This window comes from Psychrobacter sp. ANT_H3 (assembly GCF_027919975.1).
Taxonomy (GTDB): Bacteria; Pseudomonadota; Gammaproteobacteria; order Pseudomonadales; family Moraxellaceae; genus Psychrobacter; species Psychrobacter maritimus.
The window spans coordinates 1-3,305 of sequence record NZ_JAQISM010000038.1 but is presented as its reverse complement, the minus strand read 5'-3'; the positions used below and the strand labels follow the sequence as shown (position 1 = coordinate 3,305).

The 3,305-nt window shown below is 37.2% G+C and carries 4 protein-coding genes; 3 read left to right on the top strand and 1 reads right to left on the bottom strand.

Features of this window, described 5'->3' with window-relative positions; genetic code table 11:
* Positions 1 to 530 precede the first annotated feature (530 nt).
* Positions 531 to 896, bottom strand: coding sequence for a MerR family transcriptional regulator (locus PG901_RS13290; RefSeq protein ID WP_101204400.1), 366 nt, complete (start codon positions 894 to 896; stop codon positions 531 to 533).
* 86 nt (positions 897 to 982) lie between these two features.
* On the opposite strand from PG901_RS13290, the gene PG901_RS13285 reads away from it, so the two are divergent.
* The 3 genes from PG901_RS13285 (at position 983) to PG901_RS13275 (ending at position 2,830) form a co-directional block, all read left to right on the top strand.
* On the top strand, positions 983 to 1,861 hold the full coding sequence (locus tag PG901_RS13285) for an alpha/beta hydrolase family protein (protein WP_271134685.1): 879 nt from the start codon (positions 983 to 985) through the stop codon (positions 1,859 to 1,861).
* Positions 1,836 to 2,231: a hypothetical protein gene (locus tag PG901_RS13280; RefSeq protein WP_271134684.1), complete on the top strand. Its 396-nt coding sequence runs from the start codon at positions 1,836 to 1,838 to the stop codon at positions 2,229 to 2,231. The genes PG901_RS13285 and PG901_RS13280 overlap by 26 nt, the downstream gene beginning before the upstream one ends.
* Positions 2,232 to 2,305: 74 nt before the next feature.
* Positions 2,306 to 2,830 carry a PaaI family thioesterase gene (locus tag PG901_RS13275; protein ID WP_058023454.1) on the top strand — a complete coding sequence of 175 codons (525 nt, stop codon included), beginning with the start codon at positions 2,306 to 2,308 and terminating at the stop codon, positions 2,828 to 2,830.
* The last annotated feature ends 475 nt before the right edge of the window (positions 2,831 to 3,305 follow it).

Below are 3,305 nucleotides of genomic sequence, written 5' to 3'. Positions count from 1 at the left end.
ACAACCAGCTCGATGCTTGCATGACGGATAAGCCATGCTGCGCCAATAGGGTCTGAGGTAGGGGTGTTTATCATGAGTGGCTCAAGCGATTATAGATAAGCCATTTTGCAGAAAAGCGATTATGAATGCAAGATAATGGTTATTATCAAGCCTTACTGCATTAAATCGATTTTTATATGACGTTGTGATACCTGTAAATAAAGATCAAAAGGCGTATTGAGTGGATATAATGAGTTCAAATTGAATGAGGTAAATACACCGTTCTTAACATAGCTACGTAGTAATAGAGTACCCATTTCTGTAAATAATGCGGTAATCCCCCACATCAATACTTATCAAAAAAATACAGCAATTATAAGCATTACAACATTTTGGCAAACCTAATCGAAAGAAGGATTGCTAATAACAGAATTAGACCGATTATCCATAATGATTGTAAGAGAAATTTTTTATCATCCATAATTGAGACCATCCCAGATTCTGTGTAACTGACGTTTAGATTAAATACTTACACAAAATTTAGGAAGGTCTCAAAGCGCCAACTTATCCTTATATTCACACATACCTTTTAATGCATTATCGATTAACGTTTTCATCTTAGACAGTTCTGAAATTTTAATTTCTAGCTGTTTGTTTTTTTCTAGAAGCTTTTCACCCATTTGTGATTGCGTCAGGTTGTTTGAATACAATAGCTCTGTTAGCTCTCTAATCTCTTTTAAGGTGAAACCTAACTCCTTCGCCATAATAATCATATTGAGCTGTTCCATAATCCTGTTATCGTAATCTCTATAACCATTAGATTTTCTAGATGGTGACGAAATTAATCCTTCCCTTTCGTAAAAACGGATCGTATCTCTGCTTAGTCCGACTGTTTCAGTTAATTCTTTTATATTCATTATCGAGCACCCTCAATTAACGCTTGACTATGGAGTAATGTCCATAGTTTATAGTAGGCGTTAATTAACAACAAGTAGGTTCTTTTATGGATATAAATATTCTGACGGACGACAACGTCGAGCTGCGTGCAACCCTCTATAAAGCGAATAACCCTAAGGCCGTTGTTCTAATAAATCCAGGAACCGCTACTAAAACTTCTTATTATTTGCCGTTTGCTAAATACTTAAGAGAGCATGGTTTTCATGTCATTCTTTGGAACTATAGAGGGTTTTGCGATTCTAAAATAAGTCATCTAAAGGAGTGTCATTATCAGTATTCTGATATTGGGCGCTATGACATTCCAGCTGCCATCGATACAGCTAAGCGCCTATTTAAGGATTTACCCTTGTATTGTGTGGGTCATAGTACTGGTGGTCAACAGGTAGGTCTGGCTCATAACGCCGATCAATTAGATGCTCTAATTGCAGTGGCTGTATCGGCAGGATATTTTAGCTATATGCCGCTTCGCTATCGCCTTAAAGCCAATTTCGTTTTTCGTTTTTTAGCACCACTTAGTAATAAAGTCTTTAATTATGTGCCGGCTAAAAGCTTCAAACTCATGGAAGATTTGCCAGCTGGTTTTACAGAGGAATGGGGGGCTTGGTGCCGAGAAAAAGAGCTGTTTTTCTCAGATAAATTCTATGGAAAAACCATTCCCCTTGGGACTTACAAAAATTTTAATGTGCCAACTTTCGTCTTCACTGCCGATGATGATGAAATCTGCACTGAACGCAACCTGCATAATTTTTGGAAAAATGTGACCAGCGATCAACCCATCACTTTTAAACGCTATACCATTAGCAAGGGATCAGACCAATCAATTGGGCATTTTGGCTATTTTAGAAGCAAGAACCCTCATATTTGGCAAGATGTTTTAGAGACGATCAACAAGGTACACCATGATAAATCGTTACAAACATTGTAAAACCTTAATTTTCATTGTATTACTTAATGTGTTCTCGAGCATTTTGCACTATGTTCATAATGTGGTTTATTTTGACCACTATCCTGAGCCTGATTGGTTATCCCCTCAGCTGGTAGATGCTTTTTGGTTCGTCATAACACCAATCGGTACCTACGGCTTGATCGTGGCTGTCAAAAGCCAGATGACCAAAGGACGTTGGTGGCTTTATTTGTACGCCTTAATGGGTTTATTGTCATTACTGCACTACAACATAGAGACTGATAATATCATGACTGTTACCATGCACAGTCTTATCTGGTTTCAAGCAATTTGTGCCTTTTGGTTAATCGCCTATGTAACGATGTACTTTAAAAATAAAAGTGGGCATTAAGAGTACTAATTGATAAAACTTTGGTCTTTATAAGAATGAGCTAACATCTTATTTATCGTTTTAAGGAATTGAAAATGAATGTTGAAGAAACTATAGCAACATGGGAAACAGAAGAAGCACTCATTAGAGAAAAGCTAGGTGACGCTGACGTCATTCCATTATCAGACTTAACCACTCGCAGCGGTATGGACATTTTTAATGCTATGTTTGCAGGAGAGCTGCCTCATCCTCCTATTGGTCTAACGCTCGACTACACTCCTATTCATATGGAAAAAGGTATTGCCGTTTTTCAAGGGCGTCCAAAGCGTCATCATTACAACCCATTGGGTACAGTCCATGGTGGCTGGTTTTGTACGCTTTTAGATTCTGCTGTTGGCTGCGCTGTACATACCCTTTTACCAGCAGGAAAAACCTATACAACTTTAGAGATAAAAGTAAATATGGTGCGAGCTTTGACAGTGGCAACACCTTTAGTACGGGCTGAAGGCAAAGTCATTCATGCTGGTCGAAGAACAGCAACTGCTGAAGGAAAAATTGTAGGGCCTGATGGCAAGTTGTATGCTCATGCCACCACAACCTGCATCATTCTCGATGTTTAGATAAAATTTTTGATCGTTAATAGCTTTTAAACCAAAGAAAAATGTTAAGAATATAATGGATATTATATGGGTATACCTATCTTCCAAACTCATCTTTAATCTTCTTTATTTTTTGTTCTGCTGCTGCTTCGTAAACCTTATAAGACTTATAGTCTTGTTAGACCTTCTGAGACAGTTATATCTGTATTACGCTAGTTAAGGCTTAGAAGACGCTTAAATAGGCTCTAGAGAGAAGAAACGACCATAATTGCATAGAATTCTGCTAAAATAAAAACTACAAAACAGTTGTTGCTACAAGATTTGATAATTTAAATTAGAGCTATGAGAATACAGTGGCTCGCGTTTATCTTTGGTTCAAATTGTGAATGTTCAATACACCCTAATTATTATCTTCTGTATTAGCATTAAGTGTTATATCTAGCTAGATAGGATGAGTAGAAAATATCTCGTTCTATCTAGCTTTTTTTGTGTTGTG